Here is a 16121-nt window from a genome sequence, read left to right as displayed (position 1 = left end):
GACGCGAGGACGAACCCGCGACTTCCACGGAACCCGAGTCGGGTTTCCTCGGCGTCAGGCGACGATGACGTGGGTGTTTCGTTGTGCTCTCACCCGTAGCCGTGCGCGGGTGAGGTGCTCCGCTCCCGCGTCGGGCGGGTCTCGCTCCGATCGCCGACGTCGCCGGATTCCCCCGCTCGCCGCGCCGGGCGGATATAGGCGAACCAGGTCACGGCGCAGCACGCGACGTAGAAGACCAGAAACGCGATGTAGGCCGGAGTGGCGCCGCCCGTGCTCTCGAACGACTGACGGAACACGAGATTGATGGCCACGCCCCCGGACGCCCCGATGGCCCCGACGAGTCCGAGGACCGCTCCCGCGACCCGTTGGTAGTGGGCGCGCGCGGCGTCCCGCCGGTCGTCGGTGACCGCGACGCCGAACCCGACGGCGTCGGCGCGAGCGGCGTAGATGCTGGGGATCATCTTGTAGGTGGATCCGTTTCCGACCCCGGTCAGGACGAACAGGACGATGAACGCCCCCGTGAACAGGCCCAGCGACTCCATTCGCGACGCCGCGACGATCCCACCGGTGCCGGCCGCCATCAACGCGAAGTTCGCCAGAGTGACCTGTGTTCCGCCGAACCTGTCGGCGAGCCAGCCCCCGATCGGGCGGACGAGCGACCCGATCAACGGACCGATGAACGTTACGGACGCCGCTTCCAGGGGGGTACGGCCGAACTGGTTCTGCAGGAGCAACCCGAACGCGAATGAGAACCCGATGAACGAGCCGAAGGTTCCGATGTAGAGAAACGCCATGATCCAAAAGTCCCGATCCCGCAGCGCGGCGACCTGGGCGCCGACGTCGGACCGGGCCGTGGCGAGATTGTCCATCCGCGTCCAGGCGAGTACCGCCGCGAGCGCCAGCAGTGGAAGGTAGAGCGCCGCGACCATCGCTCCGGCGTGGATACCGAACACCGCGACGACAGCCAGCCCGATCAGTTGGATCGCGGGGACACCGATGTTCCCCCCACCGGCGTTGAGTCCGAGTGCCAGCCCCTTCTCTCGGTCCGGGTAGAAGAAGTTGATGTTCGCCATCGACGAGGAGAAGTTGCCCCCGCCGAGGCCTGCCGTGGCGGCGAGGATCAGGAACACCGGATACGGGGTCTCTGGCCGCTGGATGAGGACTACGGCGAGCAGGGTGGGGAGGATCAGCGCCAGGACGGAGACCACGGTCCAGTTCCGACCGCCGAAGATCGGGACGGCGAGGGTGTAGGGAACGCGGAGAACCGAGCCGACCAATGTCACCACGGAGACGAGGAGGAACTTCTGTCCAGCGCTGTAGTCGAACCCCGTCTCCGGGATCATGAACAGGGTGAGGACCGACCACACCGTCCACACGGAGAATCCGAGGTGTTCGGCGACGATGGAGGCCCAGAGGTTCCGACGCGCCACCGCACGTCCGGTGCGGGCCCAGAACTGGGGATCTTCCGGGTTCCAGACGGTGATCCACCGGTCGCGGGTGAGTCGGTGATTCTCGGTACTCGTCACGGTACGCCTTCCGGTCGACGCGGGTGGTGGTCGACGCTAGGAAGATGCCGTTACCGGCGCGTATCTGCTCATGACGAGCGGAAGAAAGTGTGCTCACCGCGCTGGTCCAGCGCGGTGAGCACACTCACGTCACGGGGGCCGCGGCACCCAAGGCATAACGCGACGGCCCGGTTACCGTCCCGCTCGGCCCTTACTTCGGCATCGACGTTCGCGCGCGTCCATCCGGAGCCGTGAGCCGTGAGCCGTCGGCGTAGTGTCCGGCCTCTTCGTCTCACCCCGCGCGACGAGCCGTGCCCACCGCGCGGGGAGCGCGGTGGGCACGGCGGGGTCAGCGGGTCAGACGGTGACCAACCCGGTCACTGCCCGCCCTTCTGGACGTACTGACGCACGAAGTCCTCGGCGTTCTCCTCCAGCGCCTCGTCGATGTCGTCCAGCAGGGCGTCGACGTCCTCGGTGAGGGACTCGTGGCGCTCCTGGACGTCCGTGGTCTCCTCGACCTCCTCGGTCTGCTCCTCGTTCCGAGGGGCGCGCTTCTGTCCACCAGTGTCCTTGGTCGCCATGGATCACTCCTCCACTGTGGTCTCTCGACTCCGTTATCTCCCTCGTCGGGCCGTGTCAACCGTGGGTCGTGTCACCCGTGGACCGTGTCGGCCCACGGGATGGGCCCCGTGAGGTCTCCGTGCCGTCTCCGGCGCCACGTCCCGTCAGCGGCGTTCCCCGGTGAGCGCGGCGACGAGTTCGGACGCCGTCGCGCAACGATCCAGCAGCTCCCCGACGTGCTCCCGGGTTCCCCGGAGCGGCTCGAGCGTGGGCACCCGTTGTAGGGAGTCGTGTCCGGGGACGTCGAAGATCACCGAGTCCCAGGACGCCGCGGTGACCGAGTCGGCGTACTTCGCGAGACACCGCCCGCGGAAGTAGGCCCGCGTGTCCTCGGGCGGGTCGGTGATGGCGCGTTCCACGGCCTCCTCGTCCAGGAGGCGTTCCATCCGGCCGGCGGCCACCAGCCGGTTGTACAGTCCCCGATCGGGCCGTACGTCGGAGTACTGCAGGTCGACCAGGTGCAGTCGGGGATGCTCCCAGTTGATGCTGTCCCGGGAACGGTAGCCCTCCAACAGCCGCAGCTTGGCGACCCAGTCGAGCTCACGGGCCAGACTCATGGGGTCCTCGGTGAGGCGGGAGAGAACCGACTCCCACCGGTCGAGTACCTCGGTGGTGGCCGGGTCCACGTCGGCGCCGTAGCGGTCCTCGACGTACTTGCGCGCGTGTTCCATGTACTCCTGTTGCACCTGCACCGCGGTCATACGTCGACCGTCGCGCAGTCGGATCAGGTGCGTGAGCCCCGGGTCGTGCGACACGGCCCGCAGCTCCGCGACCGGGTTCTCCGGCGTCAGGTCGATACTGACGAAACCGTCCTCGATCATGGACAGCACCAGAGCGGTCGTACCCACCTTCAGCAGCGTGGAGATCTCGCTCATGTTGGCGTCGCCGATGATCACGTGCAGCCGTCGGTACTTCTCCGGGTCGGCGTGTGGCTCGTCGCGGGTGTTGATGATGGGGCGTTTGAGCGTCGTCTCCAGGCCCACCTCGACCTCGAAGAAGTCGGCGCGCTGGCTGACCTGGAACCCGTGCTCGCGGCCTTCGGCGCCGATACCCACGCGGCCCGCGCCGCACACCACCTGGCGGGTCACGAAGAACGGGATGAGGTGGCGCACGATGTCGGAGAACGGGGTGGATCGACGCACCAGGTAGTTCTCGTGCGCGCCGTAGGAGGCGCCCTTGTTGTCGGTGTTGTTCTTGTAGAGCTGGATCGGGTCGATGCCGGGAGTGGCCGAGGCGCGCTGGGCGGCGTCGGCCATGACCCGCTCCCCCGCCTTGTCCCACAGGACCAGGTCGCGCGGGTTCGTCACCTCCGGGGTGGAGTACTCGGGGTGCGCGTGGTCGACGTAGAGCCGCGCCCCGTTGGTCAGGATGACGTTGGCCAGTCCCAAGTCCTCGTCGGTGAGCTGGGTGGGGTCCGCCGAGTCCCGGGCGAGGTCGAACCCCCGAGCGTCGCGCAGTGGGTTCTCCTCCTCGAAGTCCCACCGGGCTCTGCGGGCCCGCGCGGCCGAGGCCGCGAGGTAGGCGTTGACGACTTGGGTGGAGGTCACCATCGCGTTGGCGCCGGGATTACCGGGAACGGAGATTCCGTATTCGGTTTCGGCACCAATGATCCGCCGCACTGTCATGTTCTGAGGTTATCCGTCCGAGCGGTCCGGTGGGCCGCCGCGGCGCGGCGGCCCACCGGGTCACTCACAGATACTGACCGGTGTTTGGAACGGTGTCGATGGAACGACCAGCGTCGGCGCCCTTCTTTCCGGAGACGAGGGTGCGGATGTAGACGATGCGCTCCCCCTTCTTTCCGGAGATCCGGGCCCAGTCGTCGGGGTTGGTGGTGTTGGGCAGGTCCTCGTTCTCGCTGAACTCGTCCAGGCAGGCCTGCAACAGGTGGGAGACGCGGATTCCCTTGCTGCCCTGCTTTTCCCCGGCGTCGATGTAGGACTTGATCGCCATTTTCTTGGCGCGGTCCACGATGTTCTGGATCATGGCGCCGGAGTTGAAGTCCTTGAAGTAGAGGACGTCCTTGTCACCGTTGGCGTAGGTGACCTCCAGGAAACGGTTCTCCTCGGTCTCGTCGTACATGCGCTCCACGACCCGCTGGATCATGGCGTCCACCGTGGACTGGGTGGAGTTTCCGTGTTCGTCGAGGTCCTCGGGGTGCAGAGGGAGGTCGGTGGTGACGTACTTGGAGAAGATGTCCCGTGCCGCCTCGGCGTCGGGACGCTCGATCTTGATCTTCACGTCGAGTCGGCCCGGCCGCAGGATGGCGGGGTCGATCATGTCCTCACGGTTGGAGGCGCCGATGACGATGACGTTCTCCAGTCCCTCCACCCCGTCGATCTCGCTGAGGAGCTGGGGAACGATCGTGTTCTCCACGTCGCTGGACACTCCGGACCCTCGGGTGCGGAAGATGGAGTCCATCTCGTCGAAGAACACGATGACGGGAGTGCCCTCGCTGGCCTTCTCCCGCGCCCGCTGGAACACGAGCCGAATGTGACGCTCGGTCTCGCCGACGTACTTGTTGAGCAGCTCCGGACCCTTGATGTTCAGGAAGAAGCTCTTGCCGACGTCCTTGCCCGTCTTCTCCGCGACCTGCTTGGCCAGGGAGTTGGCGACAGCCTTGGCGATCAGGGTCTTGCCACACCCGGGCGGCCCGTACAGCAGGACACCCTTGGGCGGTCGCAGCGCGTGCTCGTAGAAGAGCTCCTTGTGCAGGTAGGGGAGCTCCACCGCGTCGCGGATCATCTCGATCTGGCCGGCGAGGCCACCGATGTCGGCGTAGGCGATGTCGGGAACCTCCTCCAGGATGAGTTCCTCGACCTCGGACTTGGGGATGCGCTCGTAGACGTATCCCGACCGGGACTCCAACAGCAACGAGTCCCCGGGACGCACCGGCTGGTCCCGCAACGGGTCGGCCAACCGGACGATCTTCTCCTCGTCGTGGTGGGAGATGACCAGCGCGCGTTCGCCGTCGTCGAGGACCTCCTTGAGCATGACGACCTCGCCCACGGTCTCGAACTCGTAGGCCTCGATGATGTTGAACGCCTCGTTGAGCATCACCTCCTGGCCCTGGCGTAGTTCCTCCAGGTCCACCGAGGGGCTCACGTTCACCCGCATCTTGCGACCGTTGGTGTAGATCTCCGCCGTTCCGTCCTCCCGCGCGGCGAGGAACACACCGAACCCGGACGGGGGTTGTGCGAGCCGGTCGACCTCCTCCTTGAGGGCGACGATCTGGTCCCGTGACTCCTTCAGCGTCGCCACGAGGCGCTCGTTCCGGCCGTTGGCCGCGGCGAGGTTGGCCTGGGCCTCGCGTAGACGGTCCTCCAACAGCCTCTGGTGACGTGGAGTGTCGGCCAGCTTGCGCTGGAGTAGCTCGATCTCCTTCTCCAAGTCGGCGACCTGAGCCCGCAGGTCCGCCACTTCGCGTTGGGCTCCACGCTCGTCTTCACGTTCGGCCACGTCCGCCACCTCCCAGTCGAAGAGGACGACTACTCGGAACACTACCTATCCCGGCCCCATTCGTAACCTTGCCGGAGTGGCGGTGTCGAAGGTCTCACTGCACTGATTCGCAGAAATCGAGGTCACGCACTAGGTGGCAACCCGCTGTGCTATGAAAACGTAACGTGACCGCCACTGGTCGGGGCCGGGATTGTCAGGTCCGTCCCCCGTGTGTCCCATCCCTTAGCTCTGTTCTGTCCGACCACAATTAAGGACGACGCGGGGGCGAAGACGGTGCACGACGCGCCGAAACCCCCCGAAGAAGGCCAGATCGGCCATCCGCGGAGGGTCGGGACGGGCGGGACGGGTCGGTGTCGCGGAGTGGTCAGTCCCCCGCCGGCTCCGGCGCGGCGGCCGGCGAGTCGCTGGCGGCCTGGGATGTGTCCTGGGCTGGGTAGGCACCCTTGGCGGGCCGACGCCGACGTTCGGGAGGGACCGCGCCGTCGGCGAGACGTCGGGCGGTCACCAGGAAACCGGTGTGTCCCACCATCCGGTGGTCCGGTCGCACGGCCAGCCCTTCGACGTGCCAGGTGCGCACCATGGTCTCCCAGGATCGGGGCTCGAAGAACCCACCGTGGTCGCGCAACCCCTCGACGAGCCGGGCGAGCTGCGTGGTGGTGGCGACGTACCCGCAGAACAGACCGCCGGGGATGAGGGCCGCCGCGGCGGTGTCGAGGCACTCCCACGGGGCGAGCATGTCCAGGAACACCCGGTCGGCCTCCAGTGCGCCCAGCTCCTCCTCCTGCTCGGCGAGGTCACCGACGCGGAGGTCCCAGGTGTCGGGCACCGCACCGAGGAACTTCTCGACGTTGCGACGGGCGGTGGCGGCGAAGTCCTCGCGGCGTTCGTAGGAGATGACCGCCCCATCGGGGCCGACCGCGCGCAGCAACCAACTGGACATGGCCCCCGAACCGGCCCCGGCCTCCACCACGCGGGCGCCGGGGAAGATGTCGGCCTCGGCGATGACCTGGGCCGCGTCCTTGGGGTAGACGATGGTCGCGCCGCGCTTCATCGACAACGTGAAGTCGGCGAGCAGCGGGCGCAGCGCGACGTAGCCGGTCCCGCCGGAGCTACGGACGACGCTTCCCTCGGGAAGACCGATCAGGTCGTCGTGGTCGAGTCCCCCTCGGTGGGTGTGGAACGTCGCCCCCGGCTTGAGGGTGATGGTGTGGCGGCGTGCCTTGGGGTCGGTGAGCTGGACGAGGTCACCTGCGACGAACGCTCCGCGGCGGGCGTGGATTGGGGTCACTGTGAATTGTGCTTTCTGGCCGTTGCCGTGATGTGTGCGTGGTCAGCCGCGTTGCGGGCCGCCGCTCAGGGTATCCGTACCGCCGACCCACGGCGCCCGCGTCGCCCGAGGCCGCGGAACACGATTGAATTGTCGTCTGGCAATCACGTCATGGTCGGAAAGGGGCGCGGAGGCGATGGGCGAGGCCGGGCTGGGGATCGATATCGGCGGCAGCGGGATCAAGGGCGCGCCGGTCGATCTGGACAATGGGACGCTGCTCGTCGACCGGGTCAAGTACCCGACGCCGCATCCGGCTCTTCCGGAGACGGTGGCGGAGGTGGTCGCCCGGCTCACCGAGGACCTCTCCGGTCACGTACCGTCGCGCTCACCGGTCGGGGTCACGTTCCCGGCGGTGATCCAGCACGGGATCGCGCGCACGGCCGCCAACGTGGATCCGTCGTGGATCGGCGTGAACGTGTCGGCGCTGCTTTCGGAGCGGACGGGGCGGGAGGTGTTCGCGGTCAACGACGCCGACGCCGCCGCGGTGGCCGAGCACCGTTTCGGAGCGGCCCGGGGCGCGGTGGGGACCGTGCTGGTCACGACGCTCGGGACGGGGATCGGAAGCGCGCTGCTGGTCGATGGGCGTTTGGTCCCCAACACCGAGCTCGGGCACATCGAGTTGGACGGACGGGACGCGGAGACGTGGGCCGCGGCGAGCGTGAAGGAACGGGAGGGGTTGAGCTTCCCCGACTGGGCGTCACGTCTCCAGCGGTACTACAGCGCCGTGTGTCGGGTGTTGTGGCCGGACCTCATCGTGGTGGGGGGCGGCGTCAGTCGGGAGGCCGACCAGTTCCTGCCGTTGCTGGATCTGCCGTGTCCGATCGTGGCGGCACACCTGCGCAACACCGCGGGCATCCTCGGCGCGGCGGCGCTCGCCCACGAACGGCGCGCGACGAACTGAGCCGACTCCGGGGCCGACCGGTGGTGGGTCACGGCACGTCGAGGTCCAGGACGCCACGGATCCGCGCGACGACCCGATCCACCGCCGTGGCCGGGGCGACGGGCACCGCCGCCGGAATCGGCCGTTCCCCGGGAACGTAGCCCAGGTCGCCCCCGGGGATCGTGACCCACCACCACAGGTCCTCGCCGTGTGGCCGGAGCACGGCGCGCAGCGCGACCCAGGTGTTGGGACCGCGCGCCGACACTCCGGTCGTGGCCACGTCCACGCTGCGCGTGACGGGGTCTACCCGAGCACGCATCCCGAGACGTGTGAGGTCGGTGGCGAGCTGGTGGAGGGATGCCACGGCTCCCGGGTCCAGCGTCATGCCCGGCTGAGCGCGTCCTGGATGTCCTTCGCGTACAGAACGCCCATGATCGTGCCGTCGTCCGCCCGCAGCAGGTACTCCCCCGCCGGATGGGCGCCCAACGCGTGCAGCAGGTCCTCGCCCGAGAGCCGGGCAGGGATGACACCGCCCGGGGTGATGGCACGGGAGACGCTGGAGACCGGCACCCAGGGGCGGCGCGTCTCGGGAACCGCGTCGGCCGCCGCGACGTGCACCATGGAGATCGGTTCGCCGCCGGAGTCGGTGACCACGATCGCGCCAGCCCCTTGGCTGAGGCGCTGCCGCTCGGCCTCGGCCAACGGCGTGTCGGCGGCGACGAGGACGGGGACACGGGCGAGCTCGGCGGCGCGCAGACTGGGAACGCGGCGCCGCAGGCGCGCGGTGCGCAGGGAACTCGTCGCTCCCATCCACAGGAACGCCGCCAGGAGGACCGCGAGCAGCACCCCGAACACCTGGGGGGACGTTCCGGCCCACCAGGCGAGCAGGAACGGGAGGGCGGCGACGACGACGGCGATGCACCGTCCCGCCCAGGCCGCGGCCAGCGTTCCCCGGTCGGCGTTGCGGGTGGCCGCCCACACGCCCGCGCGCAGCAGCCGGCCCCCGTCCAGGGGAAGGCCAGGGAGCAGGTTGAACACCGCGACGAGGAGGTTGGCGACCCAGAGCTGCCACGTGAGGACGCTCAGCACCGTCAGCGGAGGCATCATCAGGTAGAGCCCGAAGCTCACCCCGGCGAGCACCAGTGAGAGCAACGGTCCGCTGAACGCGACCCAGAACTCCCGCCGGGGCGTCTGCGGGTCGCGTTCGATCTCGGAGACACCGCCCAGCATGTAGAGCCGGATCCGGCGGACTGGCAGGCCGTACCCCCTGGCCACGAGGGCGTGCGCGAGCTCGTGCACCAACACCGACGCGTAGAGAAGGACCGCGAAGGCGAAGGCGACCAGGTAGGAGAGGATTCCCAGCCCGAGGATGCCCTCCACGATCGGCTCGTACAACACGGTGATGATGGCCGCGATGATCAGCCAGGAGGGAGAGACGTAGATCGGGATTCCCGCGATCCGCGCCATGAGCAGACCCGGCCCCCGGCGATCGGCGGTCCTGCCGCGCGTGTTCCTCGGTTCCGACACACTTCCAGGCTACGTGGCGTTGTCCCCAATCCTTTCCGCGTGGTGCGGCGCGAGCCGGGGAAGCAACTAGGCTTGCCCCCATGCCCGAGCGCCCTTCCGGACCGCGCCTGCCCCTGGAGCCCGTACTCTCCCCCTCGCGTGCGGCCGACTTCATGCAGTGTCCGCTGCTGTTTCGGTTCCGAACCGTCGACCGGCTGCCCGAGGAGCCAAAGCCCGCCGCGGTGCGGGGGACCCTCGTGCACGCCGTGCTGGACGACGTGTTCTCCCTGGCGCCCGAGGAGCGTACCCCGGATTCCGCGTTGGCCATGGTGGAGCCGCGGTGGGACGTGATGGTGGGCGAGAGTCCCGAGTTCGAGGACATGTTCGACTCGCTGGAGGACCTCGACGCCTGGTTGGAGGACGCGCGGACCCTGGTTCGGCGCTACTTCGAGATGGAGCACCCGGGTCGGGTCGAGCCCCGGGAACGCGAGCTGCGGTTGGACGTCACCCTGGAGTCGGGACTACGCCTGCGGGGATACGTGGACCGCCTGGACGTGGCCCCCAACGGTGCGATGCGCGTGGTCGACTACAAGACCGGCAAGGCGCCGCCGCCCCGCTTCACCGACAAGGCACGGTTCCAGATCTACTTCTACGCGCTGATGATCTGGCGGGTGTACGGCGAGATCCCTCGGCGCCTGCAGTTGATGTACCTGGGCGACTCGGGGTGGCTGTGGTACGAGCCCACCGAGGGGGAGCTGCGTGCCGCCGAGGTCGAGATCCAGGGCATCTGGGAGGCGATCGAGGCCACGGCCCGCTCCGGCGAGTGGCCCGCCAAGCCGAGCAAGCTGTGCGGCTGGTGTGACCACCAGGCGCACTGCCCGGAGTTTGGTGGCACTCCTCCGCCCTTGCCCACGCCGGAGGCCACGCCGAACTGATCGTGGCCCGACCGCCGTCGTGCGCCGCGGGCCGGTCCGTACGACCTGACGGTGCGTGACGCCCCGGCGGCGAACAGGATGGCGGGACCACCACCCCCGACCCGAGGCCGCACGCCCGTGCTGGTCACGGGGAGGACCGTGGAGACCGTCCGTGTGACGTCGCGGGTGGGTGTGTCCTCCCCCGATCGTGCCCGACCCGCGGGAGTGTTCGCACCCGGCGACCACGTGGTGGAGGTCCGGTGGCCCCACTGGGAGTGGTTCGGCCGCGTCGCCCCGACTACACTCGCCCCGCGGTCCGCCCGTTGTTGCGCACTGGGCAGGGAGTCCGCCCACGTCGTACCGCTCCTCCCGGCGCGCCGGGGGCATCGCACGAGGAGGAACCCACCGTGGGTCCGCCCGACCCACGTCCTCGCGTGGTCGTCGTACGCGCCGTCAACACCACGAGGACGATCGGCGCGGCCGGTCGAGCCGAGGAGGCGCGGGAACTCGCGGTTGGCGTGCGCCCCGTCCGACCGGCGCCACGGCCAACCGAGCGCGAGGGGACCGCGGCGAATCGCCGCTGACGCCGGGATCGAGCCTCGTGGATGGGGCTCGCCGCCCGAGGACGGTGCCGCGGGCCGTGCAGGATCCTTCGTGGCGACCGTCGGCCCGCACGACACCGCGACGTGTCCCCACCGCGCCACCGTTTCCCCCAGACGGGGGAGACGGTCTCGACGGACGCACCGTAGGGTTCCAGGAACAGCGGCTCCTGGAACCTGGGGGAGGGACGTATGGCACTGACCGTGCCCGTCACCGCGGAGGAGTTGCGCGATCCGGCGGGGTCGGCGTTGGCCGCCCGCGCGGTGGACGCGCGCAAGTCCTACGGTCGCGGCACCGCCCGTGTGGACGCGCTGGACGGGGTGAACCTGGGGATTCCGCGCGGTCGGTTCACGGCCGTCATGGGCCCCTCCGGGTCGGGCAAGTCCACGCTCATGCACTGCATGGCGGGTTTGGATACGCTCACCTCGGGCAGCATGCTGCTGGGTCAGACCGAGTTGTCCGGGTTGGGCGACCGCCAGTTGACTCGCCTGCGGCGCGATCGGGTGGGGTTCGTGTTCCAGGCCTACAACCTGGTGCCGATGTTGACGGCCCTGGAGAACATCCGGCTCCCCCTGGACATCGCCGGGCGACGGGTGGACACCGAATGGCTGGACCGGGTCGTGTCCACCATGGGCCTGGGCGACCGGCTCCGACACCGGCCCGCGGAGCTCTCCGGAGGCCAACAGCAACGGGTCGCCTGCGCCCGGGCCCTCGTCTCACGACCCGAGATCGTCTTCGCGGACGAGCCGACCGGCAACCTGGACTCCCGCGCCGGTACGGAAATCCTCCGCTTCCTCGGTGACTCGGTACGGGACACGGGTCAGACGGTCGTCATGGTGACACACGACCCCGCCACCGCCAGCCACGCCGACATCGTGGTCTTCCTGTCCGACGGGCGGGTGGTCGACCAGCTCGCGGAGCCGACGCGTGAGGGCGTCCTGGAGCGGATGAAGGCGTTGCGGGATCCCGGCGTACCGGGGGGCCACGCGTGATCCTGCCGCGCCTCGTCCTGCGTTCGGTGAGGGCGCACGGGGGGCGACTGGCGATGACGACCCTCGCCGTCGTTCTCGGCGTGGCGTCACCTCGGGGACCCTGATCCTGAACTCCACCATCGATCGGGCGTTCGACCAGATGATGGACGGCTTCGACGCCGACATCGACGCGGTGGTGCGCGTGGAGGGCGCGTTCGCTCAGGGGTTCGCCGACTACGGGGACACCACGACCACGCTGTCGGAGAGCCTGGCCGAGGAGCTGCGGGAGGCGGACGACGTCCACGCCGTGTACCCGATGGTGCTCAGTACCGGCACGGTCCTGGACCCTTCGGGTGAGCCGGTGGGTACGACGGGGGCGCCACAGTTCGTGATGTCGTGGCACGATCGCCCTGGGTCGGGCTACGACCTCTCGGGGCGTGCACCGAACGCCCCCGAGGAGTTCGTACTGGACACGGCCACCGCCCAGGAGGCCGGGCTGGACGTCGGGGACACGACCCGGATCCGTCTGGCCGGGGCCGAGCACGAGTTTCGGCTGAGTGGTGTTTTCACGGTCGCCGGCGCCACGGGGCTGGCCGGAGCCACCATCGTCGGCCTGGACCACGCCGTCGCCCAGGACGTGGTCCTGGGTGACACGGGAGCGGTCAGCGAGTTCTACCTGGTCGGCGTCGAGGGAAAGTCGCAGTGGCAGGTCGCGGACTCGGTCGCTCCCGTACTCGACCTGGGCACCGAGTCGGTGCCGATGGACGTCGTGCGGGTGGAGAACGCCGCCGACCTCGGCGAGGCGTTGGGGTTCCTCACGACCGTGCTGCTCGTCTTCGCCGGGATCGCGGTGTTCGTCGGCGCGTTCCTGATCGTCAACACCTTCGCGATGCTGCTCGCCCAACGGGGACGGGAGCTCGCGTTGCTCCGCGCGGTGGGTGCCGGTCGCCACCAGGTGCGGCTCATGGTGCTGGGTGAGGCCGTCGTCGTGGGGGTCGTGGCGTCGGTCGCGGGCATCATCGCCGGGTACGGGCTGACGTTGGGGATCCTGCGCGTGGCCGAAGCGTTCGGGATCGCGCTGCCGGACACCACTCCTGTCCTGGACGCTCCCACGATGGCCGCGGGCGTCGCCACGGGCCTCGGGGTGACGCTGGTCAGCGCCTACGGGCCGATCCGTCGAGCGACCCGCGTACCCCCGGTCGCGGTGCTCCGCGACGAGGTGGCGATGCCGGTGTCCTCGCTGCGCGGCCGGCTCGTCGCGGGACTTCTCCTCGTGGCGACGGGTGGTGTCTCTGTCGCGCGTGGTGTCACCTCCCCCGAGGGCGACCTCGCGGCCTGGCAGGTGGGGCTGGGTGGTGCCGCGGTGGTGCTGGGCGTGGCCCTCCTCGCCCCCGTCCTGAGTCGTCCCGTGGTCGCCGCGGTCGGAGCCCCGATCACGCTGCTGGGCGTCAGTGGTCGGTTGGGCCGGGCGAACGCGATGCGCAACCCACGCCGTACCGCCGCCACGGCCTCCGCGTTGATGGTCGGGATGACGCTCGTGACGATGATCGCCGTGCTGAGCGCGTCGATGGCCGCGTCGTTGGATCGGTGGATCGACGACGAGTTGGGATTCGACTTCATCGCCCAGCCGGACGGCCCGAACGGAACCATCACGCCGGAGGCGGTCGCTGAGCTGGGCGACGTGGAGGGTGTGGAGCGGGTCCTGGCTCTGCGCTTCGGGATGACGGTGACGGACGACCAGCCGATGCCCATGGGTGGCATCGCTGGGGACGAGGTCGAGGAGGCGTGGGACCTGCGGATGGTCGACGGCTCCCCGCCGGAGCGGGACACGCAGTTCGCGGCGCGTGAGGACGTGGCCGACGCCCACGGGTGGCGGACGGGTGAGGAGGTGGAGTTCCGGTTCCCGACCGGCGCGAGCGCCGAACTCGAACTGACCGGTCGCTACGAGCCCAGCGACGTCTATCCACTGCCCGTCCTCCTGGACACCTCGGGCTACGCCGAACACTTCGACGAGGAGCTCACGGCCTTCGCCTACCTCGACACCGCCGGGCCCGCCGGAACGGAGCTGCGCGACGAACTCAACAGCGTCGCCGACGCCCACAGCGGCCTCGGGCTGATGGACCGCGGTGAGCTCAAGGAGTTCTACGGCGACCAGTTGGCGTCCCTCACCAACCTCGTGTATGTGATGTTGGCCATGTCCGTGGTGATCGCGGCCCTGGGCATCGTGAACACGTTGGCGCTGGCCACGGCGGAACGCACCCGCGAGATCGGACTGTTGCGGGCGGTCGGACTCGCACGGTGGCAACTACGGCGCATGGTACGGCTTGAGGCAACGGTAATCGCGGCATTCGGCGCACTGACCGGCGTCGCCGTGGGCCTGGGTTTCGGATGGGCCTTTCAACAGATCCTCGTGGACCTCAGGGAGTTCTCAGTTCCGACCGGACAACTGGCGACGCTGCTCGTTCTCGGTGTCGGGATCGGCGTTGTGGCCGCCGTGTGGCCCGCGTGGCGGGCGGCGCGGATGAACGTGTTGCGCGCCATCTCCGCCGAGTAGTTCCGGACGGAACAAGGAGTCGACACGTCGTGTTCCCTCTGGCTGAGTGCTTGGATTCCGTTACCCGCTGTCTTCGACCGTGAGGAGGGGTGTGTCATGCGGCGTCCCCGTCGGCCGGGTTCGCGTGGAGACGGAATGTTCCTCAGCCGGTTGAAGGACTGGCGTCTGGGCGGCGACGGTGGCCACTCCCACGACGACCTCGATGACGAGGCTGAGGCGATTCCCGACCCGCGGGCCATCGACCTGATCCTGCGCGTCGGTGAACTCCTGCTGGCCAGCGGCGAGGCCACCGAGGCCGTGAACGACGCGATGCTGTCGCTGTCGGTCGCCTTCGAGCTTCCCCGTACCGAAGTGTCGGTGACGTTCACCGCGATCTCGATCTCCTGTCATCCGGGCGCCAACCAGATCCCGATCACCGGGGAGCGGGTGGTCCGTCGCCGTACTCTGGACTACTTCCGTGTCAGTGAACTGCACCGCCTGGTGCAGGACTCGGCGCTGGGCATGTTGGAGCTGGACGAGGCACTGCAGCGGCTGCGCGCCATCAAGAACGACCGCTCGCCCTACACCAACATGCTGGTGGTGACCGGATTCGGGCTCATCGCCGCGAGCGCGAGTGTGATGATGGGCGGCGGTCTCATCGTCGCCGCGGCCGCGTTCGTGGCCACCGTGCTGGGGGAACGGGTGTCGGTCTTCCTCGCCCGGCGCGGCATCGCGGAGTTCTACCAGATGGCGGGGGCGGCGGCGATCTCCGCCGCGATCGGCGTGGCGCTGCTGTCCGCGGACTCCTGGACCGGCACGGGTGTACAGGCCGGCGCCGTGATCACCGGGAACATCATGGCCTTGCTTCCCGGACGTCCGCTGGTGTCCAGTCTCCAGGACGGCATCGGCGGAAGTTACGTCAGCGCGGGGGCCCGACTGCTGGAGGTGTTCTTCACCCTCGGCGCGATCCTGTCCGGTGTGGGTGCCGTGGCCTATCTGGCGGTACGCCTCGGTGTGGACATGAAGCTGGACAACCTCCCCGTCGCCGACACCGACCCCACGAACATCGCGGTGTTGCTGGGCGCGGCCGGGATCGCGATGGCGTTCGCCGTGTCGCTCTCGGTCCCGCCGCGGATGCTGCCCGCCATCGGCGTGATGGGGGTGCTGATCTGGTTGGTCTTCGCCTGGATGCGGCACAGCCTCGGTGTGCCCTCGGTCGTGGCCACGGTCATCGGCGCGATCACGATCGGGGTGATCGGGCACTGGTTGGCGCGGCGGACCCAGCGTCCGGCCTTGCCCTACATCATTCCCGCCATCGCCCCGCTGCTGCCGGGAAGCATCCTGTACCGGGGACTGCTCGAACTCAGCACCGGCGACGGTGTGGGAGGACTGTTGAGCCTGTCGGAGGCGGTCGCGGTGGGCCTCGCCTTGGGCGCCGGGGCGAACCTTGGTGGCGAGCTGATCCGCGCGTTCCAGCGCGGGGGCCTCGCCGGCGCGGGACGGCGGAGTCGTCCCGCGGCTCGCCGGACGAGGGGCGGGTTCACCGCTTCCCGGTGACGGGCTCGGCTACCGGGGGCGTAGGCCGTCGGGAGGACCACACGCGGCTCGTCCTCCGAACGCGGCGGGAGGCCGTGGGCAGGGCGACCGCGGTCGCCCGCGCCGCGACGGCCGCTCCCCCGTGCGGTGAGGGCGCGAGAGGCGCGCCGTCCTGAACGGTGACGGCACACGGGCTCGACCCGCGACCGGCTAGCGTCCGTTGACTCACATGGCTCGCCGAACGTCGGGGGCGGCGGCCCCCTGCCCACGTG

General features: G+C 69.4%; 12 protein-coding genes. 5 read left to right on the top strand and 7 right to left on the bottom strand.

Annotated features, from left to right (window positions below; translation table 11 throughout):
• Positions 1-89 precede the first annotated feature (89 nt).
• The 5 genes from J4H86_RS01285 to J4H86_RS01265 all read right to left on the bottom strand — a co-directional run bounded on the left by J4H86_RS01285 (position 90) and on the right by J4H86_RS01265 (position 6870).
• Positions 90-1526 (bottom strand): MFS transporter, encoded by a 1437-nt coding sequence (locus tag J4H86_RS01285; protein ID WP_236541357.1) that lies wholly within the window; start codon positions 1524-1526, stop codon positions 90-92.
• A 356-nt stretch (positions 1527-1882) separates the two neighbouring features.
• The gene (locus J4H86_RS01280; protein WP_236541356.1) at positions 1883-2086 is read right to left on the bottom strand and encodes a ubiquitin-like protein Pup; all 204 of its coding nucleotides are present in this window, start codon (positions 2084-2086) and stop codon (positions 1883-1885) included.
• Between the two features lie 144 nt (positions 2087-2230).
• Positions 2231-3751 carry a depupylase/deamidase Dop gene (dop, locus tag J4H86_RS01275; protein WP_330932470.1) on the bottom strand — a complete coding sequence of 507 codons (1521 nt, stop codon included), beginning with the start codon at positions 3749-3751 and terminating at the stop codon, positions 2231-2233.
• Between the two features lie 64 nt (positions 3752-3815).
• Positions 3816-5591 (bottom strand): proteasome ATPase, encoded by a 1776-nt coding sequence (arc, locus tag J4H86_RS01270; protein WP_236543856.1) that lies wholly within the window; start codon positions 5589-5591, stop codon positions 3816-3818.
• Positions 5592-5946: 355 nt separating this feature from the next.
• Positions 5947-6870, bottom strand: a complete 924-nt coding sequence (locus J4H86_RS01265) for a tRNA (adenine-N1)-methyltransferase (RefSeq protein ID WP_236541355.1) — start codon at positions 6868-6870, stop codon at positions 5947-5949.
• 175 nt (positions 6871-7045) lie between these two features.
• Between J4H86_RS01265 and ppgK the strand changes: the two genes are divergently transcribed.
• Positions 7046-7810: a polyphosphate--glucose phosphotransferase gene (gene ppgK / locus J4H86_RS01260; protein ID WP_236541354.1), complete on the top strand. Its 765-nt coding sequence runs from the start codon at positions 7046-7048 to the stop codon at positions 7808-7810.
• Positions 7811-7838: 28 nt separating this feature from the next.
• Here ppgK and J4H86_RS01255 read toward each other — a convergent pair whose 3' ends face one another.
• Together J4H86_RS01255 and J4H86_RS01250 are read right to left on the bottom strand one after the other, a co-directional pair.
• Positions 7839-8174 (bottom strand): hypothetical protein, encoded by a 336-nt coding sequence (locus tag J4H86_RS01255; protein WP_236541353.1) that lies wholly within the window; start codon positions 8172-8174, stop codon positions 7839-7841.
• A complete protein-coding gene (locus J4H86_RS01250; RefSeq protein WP_236541352.1) occupies positions 8171-9316 on the bottom strand; it encodes a site-2 protease family protein in 1146 nt (381 codons plus the stop codon). Before J4H86_RS01250 ends, J4H86_RS01255 begins: the two co-directional genes overlap by 4 nt.
• An 80-nt stretch (positions 9317-9396) precedes the next feature.
• On the opposite strand from J4H86_RS01250, the gene J4H86_RS01245 reads away from it, so the two are divergent.
• From J4H86_RS01245 to J4H86_RS01230, 4 genes are all read left to right on the top strand, one after another.
• Positions 9397-10230 carry a RecB family exonuclease gene (locus J4H86_RS01245; RefSeq protein ID WP_236541351.1) on the top strand — a complete coding sequence of 278 codons (834 nt, stop codon included), beginning with the start codon at positions 9397-9399 and terminating at the stop codon, positions 10228-10230.
• A gap of 770 nt (positions 10231-11000) precedes the next feature.
• Positions 11001-11801 carry an ABC transporter ATP-binding protein gene (locus J4H86_RS01240; RefSeq protein ID WP_236541350.1) on the top strand — a complete coding sequence of 267 codons (801 nt, stop codon included), beginning with the start codon at positions 11001-11003 and terminating at the stop codon, positions 11799-11801.
• A 139-nt stretch (positions 11802-11940) separates the two neighbouring features.
• Positions 11941-14334: an ABC transporter permease gene (locus tag J4H86_RS01235; RefSeq protein ID WP_236541349.1), complete on the top strand. Its 2394-nt coding sequence runs from the start codon at positions 11941-11943 to the stop codon at positions 14332-14334.
• A 135-nt stretch (positions 14335-14469) separates the two neighbouring features.
• Positions 14470-15870, top strand: coding sequence for a threonine/serine exporter family protein (locus J4H86_RS01230; protein WP_236541348.1), 1401 nt, complete (start codon positions 14470-14472; stop codon positions 15868-15870).
• The last annotated feature ends 251 nt before the right edge of the window (positions 15871-16121 follow it).

Origin of the sequence: Spiractinospora alimapuensis, assembly GCF_018437505.1 — a bacterium.
GTDB classification, from domain to species: domain Bacteria; phylum Actinomycetota; class Actinomycetes; order Streptosporangiales; family Streptosporangiaceae; genus Spiractinospora; species Spiractinospora alimapuensis.
This window is presented reverse-complemented; position numbering and strand designations above follow the sequence as displayed.